This window comes from Leifsonia sp. 21MFCrub1.1, from assembly GCF_900107895.1.
Classification (GTDB): Bacteria; Actinomycetota; Actinomycetes; order Actinomycetales; family Microbacteriaceae; genus Leifsonia; species Leifsonia soli.
Genome location: NZ_LT629867.1, coordinates 84,136 through 108,539, shown reverse-complemented (window position 1 = coordinate 108,539; position 24,404 = coordinate 84,136). Strand labels below are relative to the sequence as shown.

Genomic DNA, 24,404 nt, shown 5'->3' with positions numbered 1-24,404 from the left:
TCAGCTCTCCCGCGACGCGATCGGCTCGCGGGTGTAGTAGTCGACGAGGCCGTCGGGGGACGGCAGCACCGGGCGGTCGAACTCGCCCGTCAGATACATGGGCGTGACGACATAGGGCTCGCGCGCCTTCTCGGGACGCGCCCACCGGACCCCGTTGGCGATCACGCGCTGCACCTCCGGCTGGTGGTAGACCGGGAACACCTCGTCGCCCGGGCTGAAGTAGAACACCCGCCCATAGCCTCGGCGGTACGTCACTCCGCTGCGGAAGACCTCGCCGCCGGAGAAGCTGCTGATGAACACCAGCTCGTCGGGCTCCGGGATGTCGAAGAACTCTCCGTACATCTCCTGCCCCGGGATGATGATCGGCTGCGGCACGCCCTCGGCGATGGGATGCCGCGGCGCGACGGTCCACACCAGCTCGCGGTCGGCGTCGTTGCGCCACCGCAGGCTGCAGGTCGTGCCCATGAGACGGCGGAAGATCTTGGAGTGGTGCCCGGAGTGGAGCACGATGATGCCCATCCCCTCCAGGACGTGACGGTGGATGCGGTCGACGACCTCGTCGTCCACCTCCTCGTGTGCGGTGTGGCCCCACCACAGCAGCACGTCGGTCGACGCCAGCGTCTCCTCGGTCATGCCGTGCTCCGGCTCGTCGAGGACGCGCGTCGACACCGTGACGCCGTCACCCAGCAGAGCCCTGATCCCGTCGGCGATGGTGGTGTGCATGCCGTCCGGGTAGATGCCGCGCACGACGGGGTTCACCTGTTCGTGACGGTTCTCGCCCCAGACGACGACGCGGATCGGTTCGGTGGTGGTCAACGGGCGCCTCCTGACGCGATCGTGGCCGGAGCGGATCCCCAGGCCGGTGTTGCGATGCCGTCGGCAGCGCTGGTCCATGACGCGAGCCGCGCGGCGACGTCCTCGTTCCGCACGTCGGCGAGCGCGGTCGCGAGCGACTCCTCGAGGAGGTCGGCGATCACCACACGCTCGCCGCCGCGCTCGCTGCTGCGGATCGCGCCCTCGACCATCGCCAGGCTGAGCACGTTCGCTCGCACCTCGTTCTGCGGAGTCGTGCCGGAGCGGAGCGCCGTCACGAACTCTTCGAACGACCCATCGATGCCCTCCGGGCCGTTCGGCACCTCGACGTCGCTCGCGTCGGCCTCGACGCGCACGACATCGTCGCCGTCCCACGATGCGGCGCCGCGCTCGCCGAAGACCCGCCAATCGGCATTCCAGGAGGTCTGCAGCCCCGGAGTGCAGCGGCTTCCGGCATAGACGAATCGCGCACCGGACGCGAGTTCGAACTCGGCGGACGCCGCGGCGTCCCCGGCGAACCAGCTCCACGGCGGGTTCCACGAACTGCAGCGCACGGCTATCGGCTCGTCCGGCGTCAGCGCGCGCAGCTGGTCGAAATGATGGATGGACATGTCCACGAGCAGCGGATGCGCCATCTGCTCGCGGAAACCCGGCTCGTGGTCGGCGTGGAAGAACTGCGCGTTCACGGTCGACAGCGGCCCCAGGCCGGCCACGGCGCGGCGGAACGCCGCGAGATGGTTGAAGTACCGCCGGGACTGGCTCACCATCAGCAGCTCGCCGGTGATGTCGGCGAGGGCGACCTGGCGAAGCGCCTCGGCGACCGTCGGAGCCAACGGCTTCTCGCACAGCACGGGGAGTCCGGCGCGCAGCGCCTGCTCGTTCACGGTCCTGTGCGCCTGCGGCACGGTCACGTTGATCAATGCCGCGGCGCCCGCGCGTTCGGCGACCTCCACGACGGAGGCGCCGACCGCGACGCCGTCGAGCCCTGCGGCCGCTACGGTCGACGCGGCCAGATCGACATCGAGGTCCACGACGCCGGCGATCCGCGCCGACGGGGAGCGGGCGAGCATCCGGATCCACTCGCCGCCCATGGCGCCGGCTCCGACGACGACGACCGGCAGCCGATCGCCCACGAGAGCACCGTCTGCGGAGGGAGTCATGGAGGTGCTCATCCTTTCACCGCGCCGCCGAGGCTGGAACGGAGCAGGTGCTTGCGCACGAAGACGTAGAGGATCGCGGGGGGAGCCACGTACACGATGGCGCTGGCGGCCAACAGCCCCCAGTCGACCTGGTTGTGCTCGCTGAATGCCCGGAACAGGCCGATCGACAGCGGGTACAGCTCCTGACTCTGCAGCATCACGAGCGGGGTGAGGAAGTCGCCCCAGACGTTCATGAAGGTCAGCATGGCGGCGGCGCCGAGGCCGGGGCCGATGAGCGGGAGGACGACTCGCCAGATGGCGCGGAACCGGGTGTTCCCGTCGACCCAGGCCGCCTCTTCGAGCTCGAGCGGCACGGCGCCGATCGTCCCCTTCAGCAGCCAGAGGGTGATCGGCAGCTGCAGCACGGCCTCCACCAGGATCAGCCCGACGAGGGTATCGGTGAGCTTGAGGTTCACCATGATCAGGTAGAGCGGCACGATCGTGGCCGGCGCCGGGATGACCCGGATCAGCAGGATGCCGTACATGAACGTCCGACGCCCCGGGAAGCTGTAGCGCGCCAGTGCATACCCTCCCGCGACGCCGAGGACGAGGTTCAGGGCGGTCGCGCCGATCCCGATGATCAGGCTGTTGACGAGGAGCAGCGGGGTGCCCGAGTTGGTGAAGAACCGGACGAAGTTCTCGAAGGTCCACGCCGGCAGCTGGACGTTGGGCCCTGCGTGCCCGTCGACGGAGCTCAGCACCACCCAGGCGAACGGCACGAGGCAGAACAGGGCGAGGATGGTGAGCAGCACATAGCCGATGGCCCGCTGCACGCGGTCGACCGGCGTCAGGGGCCGTTTCCGCATGTGGCGCTCGGGTTCGGCCGCCTGCGGCTGGGCGGGACGAGTGGTCAGGGACGTCATGTCATACCTCGACTTTCGCGAGCCGCACGTAGACCACTCCCAGGACGAGCACGATCGCCAGGAGGATCATCGACGCGGCGCTGCCGATGCCGACCTGCGAGAACTGCAGCGCGCGCTCGTAGATGTAGATGGCGGCCAGGCGGGTCTGTCCGCCCGGACCGCCCTGGGTGAGGAAGTACACGAGCCCGAACACGCCGACCGTGCTGATCGTGGTCAGCAGGAGGTAGAGGAAGACCGGCCCGCGGATGAGCGGCAGCGTGACGTACCGGAAGACCTGCAGTGCGCGCGCTCCGTCGATCCTCGCCGCTTCGATGAGCTCGACCGGGACGTCTTCGAGTGCCGCCTGGAACATGATCATCGCGAAGGCGATGCCCCGCCAGATGTTGACCGTGATGATCGACACCATCGGCACCACCTGCAGCCAGTCCGTCGGCCCGGCGCCGAAGAGCCCGGTCAGCTGGTTGAGCGTTCCCGCGCGGCCGTTCGAGAGGACGCTGGCCCACGCGAGGGACGCGACGACCTCCGGCACCACCATGGGCATCAGGATCGCTGCGCCGAAGATGCCCTTGCCGCGCACCCAGGGACGGCTGAGCAGGATGGCCGCCACCATGCCGAGCACCGTCTGCCCGATGATCGCCGAGTACAGGACGAACTGGCCCGTGTGCCCCAGGGACGACAGGAAATCCGCGCTCGTCAGCAGGTACGAGTAGTTGTCCAGACCGACGAACTTCGGGTCGCGGGCGGCGAAGCCGGTGAGCTGCGTGTTGGTGAAGCTGAGGTAGATCCCGTAGCCGGCGGGCACCACGATGAACAGCAGGATGAGGGCGACCGCGGGGCCGAGCAGGATCAGCAGCAGCGGCCAGGAGCGGCGCCGTCCGCGCCGCCGCGGCGACGGCGACCGGAGGGTCGCCGCCGCCGTGACGGGTGCGTCGATGGACGAGGTCACTACTTCACCAGGTTCGGACCGAGCAGGTCGGTGGCATCCTTGACGAACGCCTCGTAGGCCTGCTTGCCGTCGGCCTTGCCGTTGAGGATGAGCTCGGTCGAGGTGGCGATCGCCTGGGCGATCTGGTCGGATCCGTCTCCCGTCGGGACGTACACGCTGGATGCGAGGTCCTTGCCCGCCTGCAGCAGCTTGGGCTCGTCCGCGTACGGCTTGACGTCGGCGAGGTCGTCGCGCGGGGCGGCCGCGCCCGAGGCGACCAGCTGATCCGCGAGCGGCGTCCCGCTGGAGAGGTACTGGGCGAGCAGCATGGCCTCGTCCTTGTGCTGCGACTTGGCCGGGGTGGCGTAGCCGAAGCCGAGGCCGCTCCACCCGAACGGCTTGTCGCCGCTGCGGAGAGCCGGGTACTGCCAGGTGTCGACCTTCGTGGTGAGGTCCGGGATGGGCGTGGCGCCCTCGGGGCCCCAGTCGTACTTCCAGCCCCAGGTGCCCTGCGCCGCGACCTGGATCTTGCCCGCGGGGAACTTGACGTACTTGGTCGGCTCCCAGGGGTTGGGGTTCTCCAGGTCCTGCACGGGCAGCAGCCCCTTGCTGTAGAGCGTGCTGTAGAGGTCGAAGACGGCGGGGAACCCGCTGCTCTTGAGGTCCCACTTGCCCGTCTTCAGGCTGTAGTAGTCCTTGTCGGTGCCGCCGAGGATCGGCTGGAACCCCTCGTTCCAGGCGCCGCCGCCCCACGCCGTGCCCGCCGGCAGAACGATGGGTGTGTCACCCGTCTTCTCCTTGACCTGCTCGAGGCGCGCGATGAGGTCGTCCCAGGTCTTGGGCTGGCTGGTGTCGATTCCGAGCGAGGTGAGGATGTCCTTGCGGTAGAAGAGGTTCTGCACCCCGGTGTCGTGCACGAGGGCGTAGATGTGTCCGTCCTGACGCACCATCGCCTTCTTGAACTGCGGGTAGTAGTGCTTCCAGCCGTCCCACTTGTCGAGATAGTCGTCGATCGGCGCGAGGTAGCCGGCGCCGGCGAAGCCGGGCACCAGGCTGTCGCCCAGGTCGATGAGGTCGGGCGCCTGGCCCGCGATGAGCTGCTGGGTGATCTTGGTCTTGAACTGGTCGTCCGTCAGCACATCGGCCACCAGCTTGACCTTGATGTCCTTGCCCTGCTTCTTCATCGCGGCCTCGAAGCCGGGGAGCAGTTTCTTGATCGAGTCGATCCGGGTCTGCTGGAACTCCATGACCGAGATCGTCACGGGGCCACCGGTGCTGGTGCTGCCGCCCGGGGAGCAGGCGCTGAGCCCGCCGACCGCCACCATGGCGACGGCGAGAGCGGCGATCACGCGAGTGCGCTTCATTGCGTTGCCTCTCCTGCTTGCCCCGTTGGCTACTTTGCCTATTCGATGGGACAAACCTTGGTCCGAATGTTAGGACATATACGAGCACACCGTCAAGAGAAGCTTGTTCACGACGTCTCCGCGATGCGGTGGATGCCCTGCGGCATGACTCTACTCGATAGACTAATCAGCGAGTGCGGCAACGGATGCCGCCGGCCGGGGCCGAACGAGAGGGGACGGCATGCTTCGGGGCACCAACCTCCCCCGCCTGGGCGACTACAACCAGGCGGTCATCCTCGACCTGATCCGACGGGACCCGGGGACCAGCAGGGCCGACCTCCAGCGCAGCTCCGGCCTGGCCTCGCAGACCGTCTCGAACATCGCGCGGCGCCTCCTCGATGCCGGCATGATCCGCGAGAGCGAGCCCACCGAGGTCGTGCGCGGCCGGCCGAGCATCCCGCTGACCGTCAACGCCGACGGCGCCTTCTCGGTCGGCGTCCATGTCGACCCGGCGCTCCTCACCCTCGTCCTCGTCGATGTCGCGGGCCAGGTGCGCCACCGGCAGCAGCTGCGCATGCCGCAGACCGCCAGCCCCCACGAGCTGACCTCCCTCATCGCCGTCAGTACCGGGCGCCTCATCCGCGAGTTCGGGGTCGATCGCGAGAAGGTCCTCGGGCTCGGCATCGCGGTCCCCGGCCCGCTCGACGTGCAGACCGGCGTCGTCCTCCGCCCGCCGCAGCTGCCGACGTGGCGCGACGTCCATCTGCGAGCCGACCTGCACGACGCAACGGGGATGCCCGTGCTGCTCGACAAGGACGTGACGGCGGCGGCGACGGCCGAGCTGCGCACGTCGGCCAGCTCCGACTTCCTCTTCGTCTACCTGGGCTCGGGAGTGGGCGCCGCCGTCGTCATCGGAGGGCAGGTGCTCCGCGGGGACAGCAACAACATCGGGGAGATCGGCGACATCCTCGTCGATCCGGCCGCCGAGGACCTCGGCTGGGGCGGGCGGCGCGGAGGCCTCGCAGCGGCGTGCGTGCCGGAGGCCCTCGTGATCCAGGCCGCCCAGGCGGGGCTCCTCCCGCTCCCGGATCTGCACGACTACCTGGCGCTGGACGACGCGTGCACCACGCTGTCCGAACTCGCGGCGAACGGGGATGCGACAGCGTCCCAGCTCCTGGAGCGTGCCGCCCGCCGGGTCGCCGTCGGGATCGGCGTGCTGGTGAACTTCCTCGATGTGCCGCGCGTCGTGCTCGGCGGACCGACCTGGAAGCGGCTGAGCGGTGCGTTCCTCCCGGTCCTCGAGGACGCCGTGCGCGCCGAGCTCATCGTCCCGCGCGACTCCCTCGCCGTCGTCGGCTCCACCCTCAGCGAGCAGATCGCGGCGCAGGGCGCGGCCGAGCTGGTGATGGACCACTTCCTCGCGCCGCACGCGAGCGTCCTGCTCATGGAGTGACTATGTTCTCTTGTCAGGACATAGTAGGGTGGGGCGCGTGAGCCAGGAATCGACGGGCAGCGACTACGACGTGCTGACGATGGGCCGGGTCGGCGTCGACCTCTACCCGCTGCAGGACGGCGTCGGGCTGGAAGACGTCACGACGTTCGGCAAGTACCTCGGCGGGAGCGCCGCCAATGTGGCCGTCGCCGCCGCCCGGCACGGCCGATCCGCCGCGCTGATCTCGGCGACGGGCGACGATCCGTTCGGCCGCTATGTGCACCGCGAACTCCGGCGCCTCGGGGTCTCGGACGCGTTCGTCGGCGTCGCGCCTGCGCTGCCGACCCCGGTGACCTTCTGCGAGATCTTCCCGCCGGACGACTTCCCGATCTACTTCTACCGCAAGCCGAAGGCGCCCGATCTGGCCGTGACGGCGGAAGAGCTGGACCTCGACGCGGTCTCACGGGCGCGCGTGTTCTGGGCGACGGTCACGGGGCTGAGCGAGGAACCGAGCAGGAGCGCCCACCACCGCGCGTGGCAGGCGAGGGACCGTGCCGGGTTCACCATCCTCGACCTGGACTACCGCGAGGTCTTCTGGGACTCGGCAGAGCGCGCGTCCGCGGAGATCGAGCGCGCCCTCCCTCACATCACCATCGCCGTGGGCAACCGCGAGGAATGCGCGGTCGCGGTCGGCGAGACCGACCCGAGGCGCGCCGCCGATGCGCTTCTCGAACGGGGAGTCGAGCTCGCGATCGTGAAGCAGGGGCCGAAGGGGGTGCTGGCCAGGACCGCGACCGAGACGGTCGAGGTGCCGCCGTTCCCGGTGGAGGTGGTCAACGGCCTCGGGGCGGGCGACGGATTCGGCGGCGCGCTCTGCCACGGGCTCCTCGAAGGGTGGCCCCTCGAACGCATCCTGAGTTTCGCCAACGTCGCCGGGGCGATCGTCGCCTCCCGGCGCGAGTGTTCGACCGCCATGCCGACCACGTCGGAAGTGGACGCCCTCCTCGTCGGGGGCGCGCATGCTGCGCTCTGAGAGCCGCGCGGCCGTCGAGACCCGCAGGCTGGACGAAGCCGACTTCGCCGAGCTGCGCCGCAAGCGGGCGGAAGAGCCGGGGTGCCTGCGCAGCATCCTGGCGTCGCGGCAGCGTCGGCCGCTGATCCGGGACGACGGCCGCCTCTTCATCGTGGCAGCCGACCATCCGGCCCGCGGCGCGCTCGGCATCCGCGGCGACGAGCTCGCGATGGCCGACCGCTACGACCTGCTCGATCGACTCGCGACCGCCCTGAGCCGGCCGGGTGTCGACGGGGTGCTCGGCACGCCCGACATCATCGACGATCTGGCGTTGCTCGGCCTCCTCGACGACAAGATCGTGGTGGGCTCGATGAACCGCGGCGGCCTCCGCCACGCGGTGTTCGAGATGGACGACCGGTTCACCGCCTACGACGTCGCCGGCATCGTGCGGGATCGGCTGGACTTCGCCAAGACCCTCCTGCGCATCAACCTCGGCGATGCCGGTTCCGTCGCCACCATCGAGGCGAACGCGCGCGCCGTCGACGACGCGGCCGCCGCGCAGGTGCCGATCATGCTCGAGCCGTTCATCAGCGACTGGGTCAACGGGCGGGTGGTCAACGACCTCAGCACCGACGCCGTGATCCGGTCCATCGCGATCGCCGGCGGGCTGGGGACGACCTCCGTCTACACCTGGCTGAAGCTTCCCGTCGTGCCCGACATGGAGCGCGTCATGGCCACGACGACACTCCCCACCCTGCTGCTCGGCGGGGAGGCGAGAGCGGCAGAAGACGAGGTGTTCGAGCTCTGGGAGGGCGCCCTGCGCCTTCCGGGCGTGCGGGGGCTGGTCGCGGGACGGAGCCTGATCTACCCCTCCGACGGCGACGTGGCCTCGGCCGTCGACCGGGCCGCAGCACTCGTCCATGCTCCCGGCCGGGCGATCCTCAGGCCATGACACAGCCTCACGCCATGACCCATCCTCACGCCATGACGCATCCTGACGCCATCACACAGCGGAACGAATGGTTCTTCCCCCGCGGCCGGCTCGCCCGGGGCGCCTGGGAGTCGGTCGTCGACTCCCGCATCCCCGGATGGCGGCACACCGGGCTGCGGATCGCGGACCTGGCGGAGGGGGACGCGGCGTCCCTCGACGCGGATGCGGTGGAGCGGCTGGTCATCCCGCTGGCAGGCCGCTTCACGGTGACGCACGACGGCGGATCGACGCAGCTCACCGGCCGGCCCTCGGTGTTCACGGGCCCGACCGATGTGCTCTACCTCGGGACGCAGACCGCCGCGTCGGTCAGCGGCGTCGGCCGCGTGGCCGTCGCCGAGGCGCCCGCGTCGGTCTTCCACCCCGCGCAGCACATCCGTCGCGACGACGTGCCCGTTGAGCTGCGCGGGGCCGGAGCCAGCAGCCGCCAGGTGCACAACGTCGGGACGCCGGACATCCTCGACGCCGATCGCTTCATCGTGTGCGAGGTCATCACCCCGTCCGGGAACTGGTCGTCGTATCCTCCTCACAAGCACGACGCCCGCAGCGAGAGCGAATCCCGGCTCGAGGAGATCTACTACTTCGAGAGCGCGCTCTCGCGGTCTATCGCGGGCGCCTCCGCTCCGCAGGAGGCGGACCCGTTCGGCTACCTGCGGACCTCCTCGTCCGAAGCCGGAGACATCGACACGCTCGCCGAGGTGCGCACCGGCGACATCGGCCTGGTGCCGTACGGCTGGCACGGACCCTGTGTCGCCGCGCCCGGCTACGACCTGTACTACCTGAACGTCATGGCGGGACCGGACCCCGAGCGCGTCTGGAACATCAGCGACCACCCCGCGCACGCCTGGGTCCGCACGACGTGGGAGAGCCAGGACACCGATCCGCGACTCCCCTATCTGCAGACGACCGATCGAAGTGGAGAGCATCGATGACGACCAGAAGGATGACCGTCAGCCAGGCCCTCGTGGAGTTCCTCTCCCGCCAGTGGACGGTGGACGGCGACCACCGGGAGCGGACGATCGCCGGGACGTTCGGCATCTTCGGGCACGGCAACGTCGCCGGGATCGGACAGGCCCTCCTGCAGCTGGAGCGTGAGCACCCCGGTCTGATGCCGTATCACCAGGCGCGCAACGAACAGGCCATGGTCCACCAGTCGGTGGGCTACGCCCGGATGCGCCGCCGGCTCGGCACCATGGCGAGCGCGGCATCCGTCGGCCCGGGAGCGGCCAACATGCTGACCGGCGCGGCGCTGGCGACGGCCAATCGCCTCCCCGCCCTCCTCCTCCCGAGCGACACCTTCTCCACCCGCGTCGCCGACCCGGTGCTGCAGCAGCTGGAGCTGCCGCACGATCCCGGCATCTCGGTCAACGACGCATTCCGCCCGCTGTCCCGGTTCTTCGACCGGGTCCAGCGGCCCGAGCAGCTCTACTCGATCGCGCTCCAGGCCATGCGGGTGCTGACCGACCCGGCCGAGACCGGTGCGGTGACGATCGCGCTGCCGGAGGACGTGCAGGCGGAGGCGCTGGACGTCCCGCTCGAGTTCCTGCAGGAACGCGAATGGCACCTCCGGCGGCCGCTTCCCGAGCGCGGGGCGCTGGACCGCGCCGTCCGCGCCATCCGCGCCGCGTCCCGGCCGCTGATCGTCGCGGGCGGCGGCGTGCTGTACTCCGGAGCGGAGGATGCGCTCCGCGCGTTGGTGGAGGCGACCGGCATCCCGGTGGGGACGACGCAGGCGGGCGGCGGCTCCCTCGCCTGGGACCACCCGCAGTACCTCGGCGGCGTCGGCGCAACCGGGACGGCGCCGGCCAACCGCGCGGCGGCGGCCGCGGACGTGGTGATCGGGATCGGCACCAGGTACAGCGATTTCACCACCGCCAGCCGCAGCGCCTTCCAGAACCCCGACGTGGTCTTCGTCAACATCAACGTCGCCGCATTCGACGCGTACAAGCACGGGTCGCAGCTCCCCGTCGTCGCCGATGCCCGGGAGGCGCTGGTCGCGCTCCGCGCAGAACTCGCCGGCTACCGGGTCGACGACGATGTCGCGGACGAGCTCCGACGCCTCATGGCGGAATGGAACACCACGGTCGACGCTGCGTTCCGCGGCTCGGGTGCCGACCTGCCCGGCCAGCCGGAGATCATCGGCGCCGTCCAGGCGGCCACCGACCCGCGCGACGTCGTCGTGCAAGCCGCCGGTTCGCTCCCCGGCGACCTGCACAAGCTGTGGCGGGTGCGGGATCCGCTCGGCTACCACGTCGAGTACGCCTTCTCCTGCATGGGCTACGAGATCGCGGGCGGCCTCGGGGTGAAGCGCGCGGCGCCCGAACGCGATGTCGTGGTCCTGGTCGGGGACGGCTCCTACCTGATGCTCCACACCGAGCTGGTCACCGCCGTCGCCGAGGGCATCAAGATCATCGTCGTCCTCGTGCAGAACCACGGGTACGCGTCGATCGGGCACCTGAGCGAGACGGTCGGCTCGGAGCGATACGGGACGCGCTTCCGCCGGCAGAGCCCGCAGGGCGACCTCGACGGCGAGGTCCTCCCCGTCGACCTGGCGGCCAACGCCCGCAGCTACGGGGTCGACGTCATCGCGGTGGAGCCCGGCCCGGACGCCGTCGGCCGGCTCCGGGCGGCCGTGTCGCAGGCCAAGGCGTCGGAGAGGACGACGCTCATCCACATCGACAGCGACCCTCTGGCCTACGCACCCGACGGGGAGGGATGGTGGGACGTCCCCGTCGCGGCGACATCGACGTCGGAGACCACCCGCGTGGCGCGGGAGGCGTACGAGCAGCAGCGCACACGCCAGCGCCCGCTGCTGGGCTGAGCACGCCGCCGGCGCTGGTCAGCGGTTGACCAGGGTCACCTCGAACGAATACCGGTCGGGGCGGTAGCAGTGCTGGCCGAACTCGACGGCGCGACCGGAGTTGTCGAAGACCGTCCGCGACATGGTCAGCACGGCGCTTCCACGCCGGATGCCGAGCAGGGCCGCCTCCTCCGCCGTCGCCTCGCGAGCCCCGATGCGCTGGTTGGCGACGCGCATGGTGACTCCTCGCGCGCGCAGGAGCTGGTAGAGACCGTGGCCGGCGAGGTCCCCCTCGGCGAGGTCGGAGAACTCGGTGGGCAGCGTGTTCTCGAGGATGGCGATCGGCACGCCGTCGGCCAGGCGCAGACGCCTCAGATGGAGGGTGGCGCTGCCGGGTGCGATGTCCAGGATGGCGGCGGCGTGCGCATCCGCCGGGACGACGGCGCAGTCCAGGATCCTCGTCTCCGGCGTCTGTCCCGAGCTCTCGAGGTCTTCGTAGAGGCTGCTCAGCTCCACGTTGCGCGTCACCCGGCCGTGGACGACCTGCGTGCCCACCCCGCGACGGCGGACCAGCAGCCCCTTGTCGACGAGCTCCTGGATGGCGCGCCGGATGGTGGGGCGCGACAGGCCGAGCCGGAGACCCAGCGCCACCTCGTTCTCCAGCCGGGCGCCGGCGGGAAGCGTCCCCTCGGTGATCGCCTTCTCGAGCCGGCTCGCGACCTGGTAGTACATCGGCACCGGGCCGGAACGCTCCAGATCGAGGAAGAGGTCAGCAGGCAGCGGATGCTCTGCTTGGACCATCTGCGCCTCCGGGCCGCTCGAAGAATGTGCTGACAATGACGCTTCGTATTGTGGCAGACCGGCGGCACGCTCCGCGCTCGACTCGACCGCGCGGTGCCCGGGCCTAGCTCCGGCGCGGCTTGCGCGGCGGCCTCTCGTCGCGCTGCCGGTCGTCGCGCGGCCCGGCGTCCCGGCGTCCTCCGGCTCCGCGGTCGGGGCGGAGCTGGATCAGCTTCCCGCCGATCCGCGTCCCCGTCAGGCGGGACAAGGTCCCGGCGGGCAGGTCGGCCGGGAGTTCGACGATGCTGAACTCGGGCATGATCCGGATGTGGCCGAAGTCCTCGCGGCTCAGACCGCCCTCGTTGGCGAGCGCACCGACGATCTGGCGCGGCTCCACCTTCTGGCGCTTCCCGACCTCGAGGCGGTAGGGCGCCATGCGGGTGTCGTTCCGCACGCGGCGGGCCGGGCGCTCGCCTCGGGCCCCGGATGCCGCCCTGTCGCCGCGGTCGCCGCGGTCGCCGCGCGAGTCGCGCTCGACGGGCTGGGACAGTTCGTCGCGCGCGCTGAGGAGCAGCGGCTCGTCGCCCTGCGCGACCACGGCGAGCGCCGCCGCGACGTCCGCCTCCGGCACGTCATGGTGCTCGACGTAGTGCCCGATGATGTCGCGGAAGCGCGAGATGCGCTCCTCCTGCGCGAGTGCCTGCGTGATCGCGTCGTCGAAGCGGGCGAGGCGGGTCACGTTGACGTCGTCGACGCTGGGGAGCTGCATCTGCGTGAGCGGCTGGCGGGTGGCCTTCTCGATCGCCGTGAGGAGCCGCCGCTCGCGCGGGGTGACGAAGCTGATGGCCGCGCCGCTCCGGCCGGCGCGGCCCGTGCGGCCGATCCGGTGCACGTACGACTCGGTGTCCACAGGGATGTCGAAGTTGACCACGTGGCTGATGCGCTCGACGTCCAGACCGCGCGCGGCCACATCCGTCGCCACCAGGATGTCGAGCTTGCCGGACTTGAGCTGGTCGACGGTCCGCTCCCGCTGGGCCTGCGCGACGTCGCCGTTGATCGCGGCGGCGGAGTACCCGCGGGCGCGCAACCGCTCGGCGAGCGTCTCCGTCTCGTTCTTGGTGCGGACGAAGACGATCATCCCCTCGAAGTTCTCGACCTCGAGGATGCGTGTGAGCGCGTCCACCTTCTGCGCATAGGAGACGACGAGGTAGCGCTGTGTGGTGTTGGCCGAGGTCGTCGTCTTCGACTTGACGGTGATCTCTTCCGGGTCGTGCAGGTACTTCTTGGAGATCCGGCGGATCTGCGCGGGCATGGTCGCCGAGAAGAGGGCGACCTGCTTGTCGTCGGGGGTGTCGGCGAGGATGGTCTCCACATCCTCCGCGAACCCCATCTTCAACATCTCGTCGGCCTCGTCCAGCACCAGGTAGCGCAGCTCCGAGAGGTCGAGCGTGCCCTTCTCCAGGTGGTCCATGATGCGGCCGGGCGTGCCGACCACGATGTGGACGCCCCGGCGCAGCGCGGAGAGCTGCACCCCGTAACCCTGCCCGCCGTACACCGGCAGCAGGTGCACGCCCTTCATGTGGGTCGCGTAGCTCTCGAAGGCCTCGGCGACCTGCAGGGCCAGCTCGCGGGTGGGCGCCAGCACGAGCGCCTGCGGGCTCTTCTGCGACAGGTCGAGGCGGGACAGGATGGGCAGCGCGAACGCGGCCGTCTTGCCGGTGCCGGTCTGGGCGAGCCCGACGACGTCGCGGCCCTCCAGCAGCAGGGGGATGGTCGCCGCCTGGATGGCGGACGGCGTCTCGTAGCCGACGTCTGCGAGGGCCTTCAGGACGGCGCCGTCCAGCCCCAGCGAGGAGAAGGTCGGTACGTCGGCGGTCTCAGCGTCGCTGTTCGCGGAATCTGGCGTGGTCACTCGATTCACGGTAGTCCCCGCAGAGGGTGGCGTGTTGCCGAAGTGCGAACAGGACCGCAGATCGGACCGCCGTAGACGCTGTCCACCGGGAGTGCGATGCTGTCGAGGTGAAGCTGCTGCTGACATCCGGCGGCGTGACCAACGCCAGCATCCGCGCGGAACTCGACCGCCAGCTCGGCAAGCCCATCTCCGCGTGCCATGCCCTCGCGATCCCGACCGCACAGTGGGGCCACCCGCTGTGCGGGCCGGCCTCGGCGCGCCGGTTCGTCGCGGCGGGGAGTGATCGCGACCTGACGGGATTGGGATGGGCGTCGGTCGGCCTGCTCGAGCTGACGGCGCTTCCCAGCATCCCGGCCGAGCGGTGGACGTCGTGGATCCGCGACGCGGACGCCCTTCTCGTGGATGGCGGGGACGCGACCTACCTCGCGCACTGGATGCGGGCGTCCGGCCTGGCGGACCTGCTGCCGACGCTCGACGACACGGTGTGGGTCGGGATCAGCGCAGGAAGCATGGTGATGACACCCCGGATCGGCCACGACTTCGTCGAGTGGACGGGTGCGGCCGACGACTCGACGCTCGGCATCGTCGACTTCGCGATCTACCCGCACCTGGACGTCTTCCCGTCGAACACCGTCGCTCACGCCGAGCGGTGGGTCGAGGACGTCGGGCTGCCCGCGTACGTGATCGACGACGAGACCGCGATCGCGATCGGCGACGACGGGATCCCCCGTGTGATCTCCGAAGGCCGGTGGATCGAACTCCGCCCAGGGCAGCATCGCTCCGCACCGCACCGCTGATCGCTAGGGCATTCCCAGGTGCCTTCCATGCCGCGTAAGAATCCGCCAAGAATGCGTCGGGAGTCTGGAGGTACGGATCGAAACGGAGGTGCACGATGGCCGCATTGGCACGAGGGAAGCGGATCGTCGCTTGGCTGACCGGGCTCGTCGGAGTGGGCAGTCTGGTGGCGACCGGGGTCGTCTCGGGCGTGCTGCTCGGAGCGACGCACACGGCAGCCGGACAGAGCGGCACGTCGTCGACGAACTCTCCCACGCAGACCACGCCGTCGCAGGCGCCCTCGGAGGACTCCGGCGAGTCCGGCGAGTCCGAGTCCGACGACTCCGCCCAGCCCGCCGCACCCCAGCCCGCCGCACCGGCGGCCCCGGCCCCCGTTCAGCCGAGCCAGGGAGGGCAGAGCAGTGGCACATCCTCCGGCTCCTGAGCTGACCGCCGCGCGGGCCGAGTGGGCGGTGTGGAGCACGACCGCGGCGCTGGTGGTCGAGCGCGCCGAGCGGCTCGGGGAGGCCAGGGCGATCGCCGAGCGCGTCCTCGCCGAGGTCGGCGCCGCCTGCAGCCGGTTCGACGCCGGGTCGGAGCTCTCGCGGGTGTCCGCGGACCCGCGCATCCAACGGGGCGTCGAGGTGTCGCCGCTGCTCGCATCCCTCATCGCGACCGCGCTCCAGGCTGCCGCAGAGACCGGCGGAAGCGTCGACCCGACGATCGGCGCCGACCTCGACCGCTGGGGCTACGACCGCGACATCGCGCTCCTCGGGGCCGCACCGACGGCGGTCCCCACCGCGTCCGTGACGCTGTCCGTCGTGCGCAGGGAGGCAGGATGGCGCGCCGTCCGGCTCCGCGGAAGGGTCCTCTCGCTCCCGGCGGGGGTGCGTCTGGACCTCGGGGCGACGGCGAAGGCCCGGGCGGCCGACCTCATCGCGGAGCGGGTCAGCTCCGAACTCGGCACCGGCGTCCTCGTCTCCCTGGGCGGCGACATCGCCACCGGCGGCGCCACCGCGGACGGCGGCTGGGAGGTCCTGGTGCAGGACCTCCCCGCCGATCCCGCGCAGCAGGTGTTCCTGCCCGACGGCGCGGCCATGGCCACCTCCAGCACGCAGAAGCGCCGCTGGCTGCACGACGGCCGGGTGCACCAGCACATCCTCGACCCGGCCTTCGGCACCCCGGTGGTGCCGGCCTGGCGCTCGGTCACGGTCGCCGCCGCGACCTGCGTGCGCGCCAACACCCTGACTACCGCCGCGATCGTGCGCGGGACGGCGGCCCGGACGTGGCTCGCCGAGCAGGCCGCGGCCGCCCGGCTCGTGGACCTGGCCGGGCGCGTCGTCACGCTCGGGGCGTGGCCCGATCCCGCCGGCCCTGACACCGCGGCGGCGGGAGGCCGACCGTGAACGAGGTGATGTGGGCTTTCGGGCGCGCGAGCGGCGTGATCTCGCTGCTGCTGTTCACCGCGACACTGCTGCTGGGCATCGTCACCCGCTCGGGCCGCCCGCTGCCGGGGATGCCGCGGTTCTCGGTCTCTCTCGTGCACAGGAACGTGTCGCTGCTCGCGGTGGTGTTCCTGGTGCTCCATGTCGGGACGCTGATGCTCGACTCGTACGCGAAGCTCGGGCCGATCGACGTGGTGGTGCCCTTCCTCGGCTCCTTCAAGCCGTTCTGGCAGGGCCTCGGGACCGTGGCGTTCGACCTGGTCCTGGCGATCGTCCTCACCGGGCTGCTGCGCCGCAGGATCGGCCAGCGCGCATTCCGCTTCGTCCACTGGTTCACCTACGCGATGTGGCCCATCGCCGTGCTCCACGCGATCGGGAACGGGACCAACGGCACCAGCGGCTGGTTCCTCGCCCTGGCCGCCGGCTGCGCCGTCCTGGTCGCCGCCGCTGTCGTCTGGCGGCTGTCCGCGCGCTTCGTCGAGCATTCCGGCACCCGCCGCGTCGCCGACGCCTATCGAGAGGGGACACGATGACCATGACCGGCGACTCCGCCACGGAGACCCTCACCCGGGCGCCGTCGGGGACACGTCGTCTGCTCGCCGCGGGAGCCGAGGCGTCCTTCGAGACCCACGTGCGCACCTTCGGTGCGCTTCCGGCGCGTGACTCGACCGCACTGCTCGCTCAGCTCGAGGCCTCCGGGCTCGCCGGGCGCGGCGGCGCCGCGTTCCCGACCTGGCGCAAGCTCGCCGCCGCGGCCGCTGCCGGCTCCCGCCGCCGCCGTGGGCAGGCGCCGATCGTCATCGCGAACGGGTCGGAGGGCGAACCGCTCAGCTGGAAGGACCAGGTGCTCCTCCAGAACGCCCCGCACCTCGTCCTGGACGGGATGCTCACCGCGGCGCGCGCGATCGGCGCGCGCAGCCTCCTCCTCTATTCCGGCTCGGAGTCGATCGGCGCGGTCGAGCGCGCGATCGCCGAACGTCCCGACGCACGGGGCATCGAGGTCGTCGAGGCGGCCGACAGCTTCATCGCGGGCGAGGCGAGCGCCGTCGTCCACGCCATCGAGAGCGGCGACCCGCGGCCGATCGATCGCACCGCCCGCCTGACCGACTCCGGGCTGCGGGGGCGACCGACGCTCGTCCAGAACGTGGAGACGCTGGCGCACCTCGGGCTGATCGCGCGCTACGGCGGCGACTGGTTCCGCAGCGTGGGGTCGAGGAAGGAGCCGGGGACGCGTCTCGTCACGGTCACCGGCGACGTCCCCCGCTCCGGAGTGTTCGAGGTCGCTACCGACGCGACCCTGCTCGATGTGCTGGACGTGGTCCAGCTGGACGCGCGGACGGCGTCGGCCGCGCTGGTCGGCGGCTATCACGGAGCGTGGATTCCCGCCTCCTCCTTCGACGTGCGGATGACCCCGGGCGAGCTCGGCCGGTTCGGCGCGCAGCCGGGCGCCGGCATCATCCACGTCATCGGAGCCCAGCGCTGCGGGCTGGATGCGACCGCCGAGATCGTCGAGTATCTCGCCGGGCAGACGGCACGCCAGTGCGGGCCGTGCATGTTCGGTCTGCCCACGATGGCGGAGCGGTTCTCGGCCCTGGCGCACGGTGAGGCGGCGGCGGAGAACGCCCGCGAACTGCTGCGGCTCTCCGACCTGATCGTCGGGCGCGGCGCCTGCCATCACCCGGACGGGACGGTCCGGCTGATCCGCAGCGCGCTCGACGTGTTCCACGCCGACGTGGACGCCCACGCCCGCGGCCTCTGCACGAGGAGCCCGCGATGACCGGCCCCACCTCGCCGTCGCTGCACATCGACTGGACCCGCTGCGACGGCCGCGGGCTCTGCGCCGAGATCCTGGAGCGCGCCATCGGCCGCGACGACTGGGGCTATCCCGTCGCGCTGCGCGGAGTGCCGGAAGGCCGCACCGAGGTGCCGCTGCGCGCCGACGAGCTCGACGACGCCGAGGAGGCCGTCGCTCTGTGCCCCGTCGCCGCGCTCCGGCTCTCCGTCCCGCGGATGCGCTGACGCGGGCACCCCGGCATCCTCGAAGCAGGCGGCTGGAATCCGACCCCTCCCGATATCAACGAGAGCATCATCGCCGACGTCATGCTGGGAGCATCGGACACCGACTTCCCCACCCCTGAGGCGATCTCCACCATCCAGCAGCCCGTCCTCCTGCGCCCGTGGACCGGCGACCCGAGCCATCCGGTGGCGACCGCCGAGCGGCTGCACGAACTCCTCCCGGACTCGGTGCTCGAGATCCAGCGCACTCCGGTCGATGTCCGTGCGCTCGGGGCCCGGATCCTGACCGCTTTCAGCTGACCCCTCCCCGGCGGTCGATTGCTCACCCCCGGGGTTCGGCGGACCCGGCCTCGGCCTTCAGCCGGAGGCCGGCGAGGAGGAGGTCGAGTCCGGCGGCGAACTGTTCGCGGTCGCTGTGCCGCTCGAACTCGTCGACGATGTGGTGGATGAACGGGTAAGCGGTCGCGTCGAGCGCTCGCCACTCGCCCGTGATCTTCGCCAGGTACTGCTCGCGCGTGACCTCGCCGGACACGACGACGGCGGGGGGCTCCTGCCCGAGGTCGGCGGCCGTCCCGATGACGAATCCGACGACGGCCGAAGTCGCGTGGAACACCTGCCGCGGCGTGAGCCCCAGGCGCATGACCTCCTCGCCGATGCGTTCATAGAGCTGCAGCGAGTGGACCTGCAGGCCGGTGTCGCGCAGCACGTACGCGCCGAGCCACGGGCGGTCGACGATGGTGTCGAACATCGCGATGGCGATCGTGCGGAGGTCGTCGATCGCGTCGTCCGAGCCGACGTCGGCGATCTGCTCGAAGATGCCGCCGAGCACCGAGTCGGCGGCGAGATCCAGCAGTTCATCCCGGCCGGACACGTACCAGTAGACGCTCGCGACGCCTCCGCCGAGCCGTGCCGCCAGGGCCCGGATGGTCAGTCCTTGGACTCCGGACTCATCGAGGATCTCGACGGCCCCCGCCAGCACCGACTCCAGCGAGTGGGATGCGCGCGTTCGGGTGCGCGGCTGCCGCGCCCGACCAGTACTTTCGGTCCCCTGCTCTGCCATGGCTCCATCCCATCACGCGATCCCGTCGAGGACCCGCTTGCAGCTTATCGAACATTGTTCTATTCTATCGAACTGTGTTCGACCATCGAACACCGTTCGATTAATTCGTCCTGATCGACCTGACCCTTTGGAAGCCGCCATGAGCACACCCGCCGCCGGAAGAGCACGCACGTACACATCCATGAAGGCCGCGTGGATCCCCCTCGCCGCGCTGTGCCTGGCATTCTTCGTCGAGATGGTCGACAACACACTGCTGTCGATCGCGCTGCCGACGATCGGGCGCGACCTCGGCGGCGACACGACGTCGCTCCAATGGGTCACCGGGGCCTACTCGCTGACGTTCGGCGGTCTGCTGCTGACCGCCGGCTCCATCGCGGACCGCTTCGGCCGCCGACGGGTGCTGCAGATCGGTCTCGGCCTCTTCGGCGTCATCAGCCTCGCCGTGGTGCTCGTGAGCACCACGGTCGAGCTGATCGCCCTGCGGGCCGCGCTGGGGATCGCCGCCGCCGCGATGGCTCCCATCACCAACTCGCTGGTCTTCCGGCTCTTCGACGACGAGAAGCTCCGAATGCGCGCCATCACGCTGATGATGGTCGTGGGGATGTCCGGGTTCGTCCTCGGCCCGCTCCTCGGCGGCACGATGCTCGCCCACCTCCCCTGGCAGTGGCTGCTGCTGGTGAACGCGCCCATCGCCCTCATCGCCTGCGTCGGCGTGCGCTTCGGAGTGCCGGCCGACACCGCAGACGGCCTCACCCGTGATCGCCTGGACCTTCCGGGCGCGGCGCTCAGCGTCCTCACGATCGGGCTCGCCTGCTACACGTTGACCAGCGGCATCCAGAACGGCTGGACGTCGCCGATCACGATCGGCGTGGCTGCCGGTGCGGTGGCATCCCTCGTGCTCTTCATCGTGCGGGAGCGCACGGCCCGGTCCCCCATGCTCGACCTGACCCTGTTCCGCCGCGGCACGGTGCGCGGAGCCGCGATCGCCCAGATCGGCACCTCGGTCGCCATGGCCGGCGTGATGTTCTCACTGATCCTGCACTTCCAGTACGCGTGGGGCTGGTCGCCGCTGGTGGCCGGGCTCGCCAACCTCCCCATCATCCTCACGATGATCTTCGCCACCCCCCTCACCGAGTGGCTCGTCCGCCGCCTCGGCCACCGCTTCGCCTGTCTCGTCGGTGCGGGACTCCTGGCGGCTGGGCTCGGGCTCATGGCGTGGGCGGTGGAGCAGAACTACGTGGCGATCGCGGTCGCGATGGTCGTGATGACGATCGGGCTGCGGACCGTGATGACCATCTGCGCGGTCGCGCTCGTCGGCGCGATGCCCGAGAACCGCACCTCTATGGGCGCAGCGCTGAACGACGCCGCCCAGGAGGTCGGGACGAGCGTCGGAACGGCCGTCGTCGGAACCCTCATCGCCGCGCTCGTCACCACCGTGCTCCCCACCGGAACCTGGAGCTCCACCCTGGTGGCGTCCTTCTTCCACGGCGAGCAGCTCACCTTCGTCGTCATCGCCGTCGCGGTCGGACTCATCTCGGGGATCGGGGCGCTGACCCTGACGAACGCCCGCACCGTGGACGAGCACGCCCCCGCGGACGAGCCTCAGAGCGAGGCGACGTCGGTGAACCGCGTCAGCGCCGGTGGTCCCGCCAAGTAGTCGCCGAGTCCGGACGCGCCGGGCCCGGCCCGCCACGCGCGGTAGGCGTCATCGTGCTCGAGCGACTCCCAGCGCTCGACCGCGACCACGTGCGCGGGGTCGGTGACATCCGTGACGACCTGCACGCCGAGGCAGCCGTCGAACGCCCGCGTGTCCGCGAGGATGTCGAGCAGCGCACGCGGCCCGTCCTCGAGGTGGTCGGCAGCGAAGCGCAGGTCGAGGAGGGAGGTGACAGTCATGCGGGCGACGCTAGCACCACGACGTGGGGCGCGGTCGCAGGTCGGCCGGGGAGCTCACCACCGTCACGTACCTCTTGCGGCAGATAGACGAGTGGGGACGACTCCCTAGAACTCGAACTCGATAGATGTGCCGTCGGCAGACCCGTGAATCCGAGCCGCTAACGCGCCTCGGGCACGCATTGCTTCGAAGTCGCGCATCTCGACCACGTTGGATAGGGAGTACTCGCCACCAAGGACGAACGGCACCTTCGGAACCAGCCGATAGCCCGCCCGGAGCGCTCCGTATTCCTCCTGCCATGCGTGAGCCAGCGGATGGCCGGTCAGAAGGGCGTAATCTTCTAGGACTTTAGCCGCCCACTCTTCGAGCGATTCCGCGATGACGACGCGCTCCGCCGTTTCGGGGTCAAAGGAAACGACGGTAGAGCCGGCCAGGCCGAACTGCCCACCGAATATGTCTTCCGCGAAGAAGGTCAACCCGCGATCGAGTCCGTTGAAGGCGTATCTCCACAACGACTCCCGGTTCCACTCACGGAGGTCTTCTCCCTCGACAGCTCCGACACCCCACACGTGGAGTGCGGACTCGAAAGCATAGAAGCCGTTTCGGCTGCGGAGGAGTTCGACCAATTCCATTGACCCGCCTAGTTCAGCGAGGCGTGCGTCCGGCGGCCCGGCTTCGTCTTGGGTTGCGGCGCCGGCAATCTTGATCAGGGCAGCGAGCTGGGGCCCGATGTCGCTCATTCGCCTCCGATAGCCGATCTCGACGTGCGTGCCGTCAGGAAGCCCTGGGCATGCCAACCCTATAAGCCGATGGGGCCGGCACGACGGTTTCGACCAGCGCCGTCGCCCCGGGTAAAACGCGGGATGGTGGCGGGCCTCAGAACTTCGTGAACCAGCTCTCGAGCCATCGTTCGAATTGCGCTTGCCAGCGCTCTGAGTCCAGCTCCGGCTCACTCTGCAGCATTGCCCACAGAAGGAGGGCTGCTGCAGATTTGAACGCTTGGGAACCCGACTCCACCGGGTCGTAGGAAGCGTGCGTGATGGTGACTTTGCCTGCCGCTATGGGCAGTGAGCGCGAGGCGTCAACGAAACCAGCCAAGACGCCGAGAGCAAGCTCATCGGGTAAGCCGTCGATGTACCGCCGGTGCGCGTAGTCGGTGAGGTCACTGTCGACTAAAGGCGGCATGGTGCCCGTGTGACCTATCCGCACCGTGAGGGTGCCTGTGGCCGGTTCGATGCGCCCACCAACCCACGCGAATTGGCGAAGCAACTGGAAGCGCACAGCCAACTCCCTTGGTTTCAGTTGCCTTGAGTTGTTCACAGGGATGTCGGCTGAGAACCAACCAATGGGTTCGAAGTTTCCGCCCGCCTCAAGAGAAGACAGATCGGCTGTTCGTCGACCCTCGCCGGCGTGAAGTGCTATCACCTGTCTCTCAATGCCTCTCGCCAATTGCCGTTGAATCCGTTCTCTCCTGTCAGCAAGTCTGCGTCGTCGTTGCAGCCAAGCGGGTGAGCTTGCATCGCCATCCGCTGGGGATTCGTTCTTGTTCGCCCTGCGCGCTACAGATCGCTAGCAGCAGCGGACAAGAGCCATTCGACGGCCTCGATTGGCACCGGGGAAGTCACAAAGAACCTAACCGTTCGTTGACGAGTGTCGCTGTCTTCGAACACCTCGGCTACCTGTTCCCCATCATCAGTGTCGAGTTCGATTGACATCCCATCACGGTCGCCGACGGAACTCACCAGCAGTAGGCGGTAGCCGTTCATTGCTCTGGCTCCAAGAAGCCCAAGAAACTACCTTCCCTTCCGTATCTTGCTCCCTGCCGGGAGAATCCCAGATGTTCGTCACACCCTCTGTTCGAGTCGTCGAGAATCCGATTGAGCACATCCAAGCCCTGCTGATTTCGAGCCTCACAGGATCCGTTCGAAAGGCCCTCGAACACGCTGCCCGCTCGGCCGGAATGTTTCTGCAGTGAGCGTCCTACCCTGCTGAGCCCGTTTCGGTCCAGCCGCCGCGACCCCAGCGGCGGGCGGGTATCGCCGCCGCAGCCAGTCCGACGGTGATCAATGCCAGCGCGCTGATTCCAGCCAATCCACGCGCGAAACTCGATGGCCTCACGACTCCCCCAAAGTTCTACCGAGTCGGCCGACGCCCCGAATGGCAATCGCGTTCCCGCTGGCTCTCGAACGCTATTTCGTGCGCACAGCGAACAACAAGCGCCGAAACTGCGAACCTTGACAGAGTGCAACGACCCGCCCACCCCCAAAGGCGGGGTCGCAGTCGTAGCCGAAGCACTGGGTATCCGCGCCGGCCGCGCCGGCGGTGGCGATCTTGGTGATGTCGCCGGAGTCGTTGCGTGTGTACTTCCGGTCGGCTTCCGCTACGGACCACCTGACGGACCGTGCCGCGCGCCAAGCTAGCCGTGTCCGTTCTCAGCTCTCATTAGCAAGCAGTGTCCATACGACGATCCAGGCCAATACGGCCGCACCGAAGATGGACAGCCACAGAGGAGGAGGTGAGCCCGGTACGAGTAGGGCCAGGATCCATCCAGCAATGAAGGCTGCGATGGCGAAAGCGGCGACATACACAGCCGCCCTAACCTTCGTGAGGTTCTTTTGGGGAACGATGCCCTTCAGCCATTCCACTATCGACTTCCGGAAGAGGACGATGAGGACCGCGCCCACGAGGGGGCCGACAATGCTCAGCGCGTTGACGAAGGGATTGCTCGCATCGAACATCGCACTCACCAGCTCCACATCACGTTGGCTGACACGCCGGACCCAAATCCGACGGCTGTCCCGCCGCGCCCCCCGAGTGGACCGTCGAGGTGGAGAACGCTGGCTCGGCCGTCGGTAACCGGCTGCAGCTTCGCGAGCTGCGCCGCTAGTTCCTTCTCGCGGTGTTCGTCCTCCGCTGATTGGCCGTAGTCGTACTCGCCACTGTGGAGACGGTAAACGTAAGTGTGCACGTTCGCGCCACGGTTGGTGCTGTGAGCTCCTCCGGTGGAGAAATACTCAGCCTCCACATACCCGCCGAAATCAGCCGCCGGAACGGTGATCGTCAGTGGGGTGTGTCCTCCGTCGAGCACGATGCGACGACCCGCGGCGGGCCCACCCACTAGCTGCGCGACGGCGTGCATGCGGTCAGC

26 protein-coding genes are annotated in these 24,404 nt (G+C 69.7%); 13 read left to right on the top strand and 13 right to left on the bottom strand.

What is annotated here, in order from left to right; genetic code table 11:
* Genes BLW09_RS00505 through BLW09_RS00485 form a run of 5 tightly spaced genes read right to left on the bottom strand, consistent with a single transcriptional unit; the run spans window position 1 to window position 5,164 of the window.
* Window positions 1-816 carry a ThuA domain-containing protein gene (locus BLW09_RS00505; protein ID WP_231946963.1) on the bottom strand — a complete coding sequence of 272 codons (816 nt, stop codon included), beginning with the start codon at window positions 814-816 and terminating at the stop codon, window positions 1-3.
* The gene (locus tag BLW09_RS00500) at window positions 813-1,973 is read right to left on the bottom strand and encodes a Gfo/Idh/MocA family protein (protein ID WP_231946961.1); all 1,161 of its coding nucleotides are present in this window, start codon (window positions 1,971-1,973) and stop codon (window positions 813-815) included. The genes BLW09_RS00505 and BLW09_RS00500 overlap by 4 nt, the downstream gene beginning before the upstream one ends.
* 8 nt (window positions 1,974-1,981) lie before the next feature.
* A complete protein-coding gene (locus tag BLW09_RS00495; protein ID WP_197682042.1) occupies window positions 1,982-2,875 on the bottom strand; it encodes a carbohydrate ABC transporter permease in 894 nt (297 codons plus the stop codon).
* A gap of 1 nt (window position 2,876) precedes the next feature.
* Entirely contained in the window at window positions 2,877-3,821 is a 945-nt protein-coding gene (locus tag BLW09_RS00490) for a carbohydrate ABC transporter permease (RefSeq protein ID WP_197682041.1), read from the bottom strand.
* Window positions 3,821-5,164, bottom strand: coding sequence for an ABC transporter substrate-binding protein (locus BLW09_RS00485; protein ID WP_089907147.1), 1,344 nt, complete (start codon window positions 5,162-5,164; stop codon window positions 3,821-3,823). Before BLW09_RS00485 ends, BLW09_RS00490 begins: the two co-directional genes overlap by 1 nt.
* A 220-nt stretch (window positions 5,165-5,384) precedes the next feature.
* Here BLW09_RS00485 and BLW09_RS00480 point away from each other — a divergent pair, with 220 nt between their 5' ends.
* The 5 genes from BLW09_RS00480 to iolD are packed head-to-tail and all read left to right on the top strand — an operon-like array spanning window position 5,385 to window position 11,396.
* Complete coding sequence (locus BLW09_RS00480; RefSeq protein WP_089907145.1) at window positions 5,385-6,596, top strand: ROK family transcriptional regulator; 1,212 nt, start codon at window positions 5,385-5,387, stop codon at window positions 6,594-6,596.
* 37 nt (window positions 6,597-6,633) lie between these two features.
* The gene (iolC, locus tag BLW09_RS00475; protein WP_269457901.1) at window positions 6,634-7,608 is read left to right on the top strand and encodes a 5-dehydro-2-deoxygluconokinase; all 975 of its coding nucleotides are present in this window, start codon (window positions 6,634-6,636) and stop codon (window positions 7,606-7,608) included.
* Window positions 7,595-8,539, top strand: coding sequence for a Cgl0159 family (beta/alpha)8-fold protein (locus tag BLW09_RS00470; RefSeq protein ID WP_089907143.1), 945 nt, complete (start codon window positions 7,595-7,597; stop codon window positions 8,537-8,539). The genes iolC and BLW09_RS00470 overlap by 14 nt, the downstream gene beginning before the upstream one ends.
* 14 nt (window positions 8,540-8,553) lie before the next feature.
* The gene (gene iolB, locus BLW09_RS00465) at window positions 8,554-9,507 is read left to right on the top strand and encodes a 5-deoxy-glucuronate isomerase (RefSeq protein ID WP_231946960.1); all 954 of its coding nucleotides are present in this window, start codon (window positions 8,554-8,556) and stop codon (window positions 9,505-9,507) included.
* Window positions 9,504-11,396, top strand: a complete 1,893-nt coding sequence (gene iolD, locus BLW09_RS00460; protein WP_089907140.1) for a 3D-(3,5/4)-trihydroxycyclohexane-1,2-dione acylhydrolase (decyclizing) — start codon at window positions 9,504-9,506, stop codon at window positions 11,394-11,396. The genes iolB and iolD overlap by 4 nt, the downstream gene beginning before the upstream one ends.
* 18 nt (window positions 11,397-11,414) lie before the next feature.
* Here iolD and BLW09_RS00455 read toward each other — a convergent pair whose 3' ends face one another.
* On the bottom strand, window positions 11,415-12,176 hold the full coding sequence (locus tag BLW09_RS00455) for a GntR family transcriptional regulator (RefSeq protein ID WP_089907138.1): 762 nt from the start codon (window positions 12,174-12,176) through the stop codon (window positions 11,415-11,417).
* A gap of 103 nt (window positions 12,177-12,279) precedes the next feature.
* Window positions 12,280-14,067 carry a DEAD/DEAH box helicase gene (locus BLW09_RS00450; RefSeq protein WP_089907137.1) on the bottom strand — a complete coding sequence of 596 codons (1,788 nt, stop codon included), beginning with the start codon at window positions 14,065-14,067 and terminating at the stop codon, window positions 12,280-12,282.
* Window positions 14,068-14,174: 107 nt separating this feature from the next.
* On the opposite strand from BLW09_RS00450, the gene BLW09_RS00445 reads away from it, so the two are divergent.
* The 7 genes from BLW09_RS00445 (at window position 14,175) to BLW09_RS00415 (ending at window position 18,602) form a co-directional block, all read left to right on the top strand.
* Window positions 14,175-14,864 (top strand): Type 1 glutamine amidotransferase-like domain-containing protein, encoded by a 690-nt coding sequence (locus BLW09_RS00445; protein ID WP_089907135.1) that lies wholly within the window; start codon window positions 14,175-14,177, stop codon window positions 14,862-14,864.
* A gap of 95 nt (window positions 14,865-14,959) precedes the next feature.
* Window positions 14,960-15,286, top strand: coding sequence for a hypothetical protein (locus tag BLW09_RS00440; RefSeq protein ID WP_089907133.1), 327 nt, complete (start codon window positions 14,960-14,962; stop codon window positions 15,284-15,286).
* Window positions 15,264-16,247, top strand: coding sequence for an FAD:protein FMN transferase (locus tag BLW09_RS00435; RefSeq protein ID WP_197682040.1), 984 nt, complete (start codon window positions 15,264-15,266; stop codon window positions 16,245-16,247). Before BLW09_RS00440 ends, BLW09_RS00435 begins: the two co-directional genes overlap by 23 nt.
* A complete protein-coding gene (locus BLW09_RS00430; protein ID WP_231946959.1) occupies window positions 16,244-16,819 on the top strand; it encodes a ferric reductase-like transmembrane domain-containing protein in 576 nt (191 codons plus the stop codon). The genes BLW09_RS00435 and BLW09_RS00430 overlap by 4 nt, the downstream gene beginning before the upstream one ends.
* Window positions 16,816-18,063 carry an NADH-ubiquinone oxidoreductase-F iron-sulfur binding region domain-containing protein gene (locus BLW09_RS00425; protein WP_089907130.1) on the top strand — a complete coding sequence of 416 codons (1,248 nt, stop codon included), beginning with the start codon at window positions 16,816-16,818 and terminating at the stop codon, window positions 18,061-18,063. The genes BLW09_RS00430 and BLW09_RS00425 overlap by 4 nt, the downstream gene beginning before the upstream one ends.
* Window positions 18,060-18,305, top strand: a complete 246-nt coding sequence (locus BLW09_RS00420; protein ID WP_089907128.1) for a ferredoxin — start codon at window positions 18,060-18,062, stop codon at window positions 18,303-18,305. Before BLW09_RS00425 ends, BLW09_RS00420 begins: the two co-directional genes overlap by 4 nt.
* A gap of 81 nt (window positions 18,306-18,386) precedes the next feature.
* Window positions 18,387-18,602, top strand: coding sequence for a hypothetical protein (locus tag BLW09_RS00415; RefSeq protein ID WP_089907126.1), 216 nt, complete (start codon window positions 18,387-18,389; stop codon window positions 18,600-18,602).
* Between the two features lie 22 nt (window positions 18,603-18,624).
* Here the strand turns inward: BLW09_RS00415 and BLW09_RS00410 are convergent, their stop codons facing one another.
* Window positions 18,625-19,362 (bottom strand): TetR/AcrR family transcriptional regulator, encoded by a 738-nt coding sequence (locus BLW09_RS00410; RefSeq protein WP_089907125.1) that lies wholly within the window; start codon window positions 19,360-19,362, stop codon window positions 18,625-18,627.
* Window positions 19,363-19,501: 139 nt separating this feature from the next.
* Between BLW09_RS00410 and BLW09_RS00405 the strand changes: the two genes are divergently transcribed.
* Complete coding sequence (locus tag BLW09_RS00405) at window positions 19,502-21,019, top strand: MFS transporter (protein ID WP_089907123.1); 1,518 nt, start codon at window positions 19,502-19,504, stop codon at window positions 21,017-21,019.
* Here the strand turns inward: BLW09_RS00405 and BLW09_RS00400 are convergent.
* The 5 genes from BLW09_RS00400 to BLW09_RS00375 form a co-directional block, all read right to left on the bottom strand.
* On the bottom strand, window positions 20,965-21,258 hold the full coding sequence (locus BLW09_RS00400; RefSeq protein WP_089907121.1) for a putative quinol monooxygenase: 294 nt from the start codon (window positions 21,256-21,258) through the stop codon (window positions 20,965-20,967). The genes BLW09_RS00405 and BLW09_RS00400 overlap by 55 nt on opposite strands.
* A 105-nt stretch (window positions 21,259-21,363) precedes the next feature.
* Window positions 21,364-21,996 carry an SMI1/KNR4 family protein gene (locus tag BLW09_RS00395; protein WP_089907119.1) on the bottom strand — a complete coding sequence of 211 codons (633 nt, stop codon included), beginning with the start codon at window positions 21,994-21,996 and terminating at the stop codon, window positions 21,364-21,366.
* Between the two features lie 136 nt (window positions 21,997-22,132).
* On the bottom strand, window positions 22,133-22,537 hold the full coding sequence (locus BLW09_RS00390) for a hypothetical protein (RefSeq protein WP_089907118.1): 405 nt from the start codon (window positions 22,535-22,537) through the stop codon (window positions 22,133-22,135).
* A gap of 1,151 nt (window positions 22,538-23,688) precedes the next feature.
* Window positions 23,689-24,003 (bottom strand): hypothetical protein, encoded by a 315-nt coding sequence (locus BLW09_RS00380; RefSeq protein ID WP_157696860.1) that lies wholly within the window; start codon window positions 24,001-24,003, stop codon window positions 23,689-23,691.
* Window positions 24,000-24,395, bottom strand: coding sequence for a hypothetical protein (locus BLW09_RS00375; RefSeq protein WP_089907113.1), 396 nt, complete (start codon window positions 24,393-24,395; stop codon window positions 24,000-24,002). The genes BLW09_RS00380 and BLW09_RS00375 overlap by 4 nt, the downstream gene beginning before the upstream one ends.
* Between the last annotated feature and the right edge of the window lie 9 nt (window positions 24,396-24,404).

Bases quoted from the DNA above. Each gene is read 5' to 3' on its own strand.
- BLW09_RS00405 (WP_089907123.1), top strand. From the start codon at position 19,502: ATGAGCACACCCGCCGCCGGAAGAGCACGCACGTACACATCCATGAAG.
- BLW09_RS00495 (WP_197682042.1), bottom strand. From the start codon at position 2,875: ATGACGTCCCTGACCACTCGTCCCGCCCAGCCGCAGGCGGCCGAACCC.
- BLW09_RS00440 (WP_089907133.1), top strand. From the start codon at position 14,960: ATGGCCGCATTGGCACGAGGGAAGCGGATCGTCGCTTGGCTGACCGGG.
- BLW09_RS00455 (WP_089907138.1), bottom strand. From the start codon at position 12,176: ATGGTCCAAGCAGAGCATCCGCTGCCTGCTGACCTCTTCCTCGATCTG.
- BLW09_RS00500 (WP_231946961.1), bottom strand. From the start codon at position 1,973: ATGACTCCCTCCGCAGACGGTGCTCTCGTGGGCGATCGGCTGCCGGTC.
- BLW09_RS00480 (WP_089907145.1), top strand. From the start codon at position 5,385: ATGCTTCGGGGCACCAACCTCCCCCGCCTGGGCGACTACAACCAGGCG.
- BLW09_RS00400 (WP_089907121.1), bottom strand. From the start codon at position 21,258: ATGACTGTCACCTCCCTCCTCGACCTGCGCTTCGCTGCCGACCACCTC.
- BLW09_RS00395 (WP_089907119.1), bottom strand. From the start codon at position 21,996: ATGAGCGACATCGGGCCCCAGCTCGCTGCCCTGATCAAGATTGCCGGC.
- BLW09_RS00410 (WP_089907125.1), bottom strand. From the start codon at position 19,362: ATGGCAGAGCAGGGGACCGAAAGTACTGGTCGGGCGCGGCAGCCGCGC.
- BLW09_RS00375 (WP_089907113.1), bottom strand. From the start codon at position 24,395: ATGCACGCCGTCGCGCAGCTAGTGGGTGGGCCCGCCGCGGGTCGTCGC.
- BLW09_RS00425 (WP_089907130.1), top strand. From the start codon at position 16,816: ATGACCATGACCGGCGACTCCGCCACGGAGACCCTCACCCGGGCGCCG.
- BLW09_RS00485 (WP_089907147.1), bottom strand. From the start codon at position 5,164: ATGAAGCGCACTCGCGTGATCGCCGCTCTCGCCGTCGCCATGGTGGCG.
- iolD (WP_089907140.1), top strand. From the start codon at position 9,504: ATGACGACCAGAAGGATGACCGTCAGCCAGGCCCTCGTGGAGTTCCTC.
- BLW09_RS00415 (WP_089907126.1), top strand. From the start codon at position 18,387: ATGCTGGGAGCATCGGACACCGACTTCCCCACCCCTGAGGCGATCTCC.
- BLW09_RS00420 (WP_089907128.1), top strand. From the start codon at position 18,060: ATGACCGGCCCCACCTCGCCGTCGCTGCACATCGACTGGACCCGCTGC.
- BLW09_RS00470 (WP_089907143.1), top strand. From the start codon at position 7,595: ATGCTGCGCTCTGAGAGCCGCGCGGCCGTCGAGACCCGCAGGCTGGAC.
- iolB (WP_231946960.1), top strand. From the start codon at position 8,554: ATGACCCATCCTCACGCCATGACGCATCCTGACGCCATCACACAGCGG.